The organism is Herbiconiux daphne, assembly GCF_024979295.1.
Lineage (GTDB): Bacteria > Actinomycetota > Actinomycetes > Actinomycetales > Microbacteriaceae > Herbiconiux > Herbiconiux daphnes.
Map to the genome: position 1 here is coordinate 1 of NZ_JANLCJ010000684.1, position 558 is coordinate 558.

Genomic DNA, 558 nt, shown 5'->3' on the forward strand with positions numbered 1-558 from the left:
TGCTCGGTATGGAGTTTTTTAATAAAAAAGATAAAAGGAGCACATATGTCATTATTAAAACAATTAAACAAAATTGAGAGCAAAGAACAAATTATCTCAATTATAGACAACGCCAAGACGCCAGAGGACTTGAAAGTTCCGGCCGGAGCGTTAGCAGTCAAAAAGAAAACTTACGACAAGCGTAAAGAAGAATTAAAACAAATTGTCGATTCTCTACAACAACCATTAAAGGAATGAGAAAAAGAAATTACCTCTATGGAAAAACTGATTAAGGACAAGTTTCTTAATGTTTACCAAGAGGCAGAAGTGTTAATTCAAAAGAAACAATTCAACCCAGACACTCAAACTTGGGAATCAACCGAGGACGGGGAATTGAAATTGAAAAAGGTAAACAACAAAGGTCAAAAGACATTTACCTACACGGCCGAAAAGAAAGAAATTGTCAAAGACCTATCAAATGTGTCTTATGAAACACACCCACATCTATACGACCTTAAACCGGTTCTTAATGAGGGTTATGTGAGGTTAGACCAGAATCTACCTACAAAAGAAATCATT

Annotated in this window: 2 protein-coding genes; both read left to right on the plus strand. The window is 35.3% G+C overall.

Features of this window, described 5'->3' with window-relative positions; translation table 11 throughout:
• The coding region (locus tag N1032_RS27130) for a hypothetical protein (protein ID WP_259543808.1) at positions 1–237 on the plus strand (237 nt) is incomplete at its 5' end.
• A gap of 18 nt (positions 238–255) precedes the next feature.
• On the plus strand, positions 256–558 hold a 303-nt coding region (locus N1032_RS27135; protein WP_259543809.1), incomplete at its 3' end, for a hypothetical protein.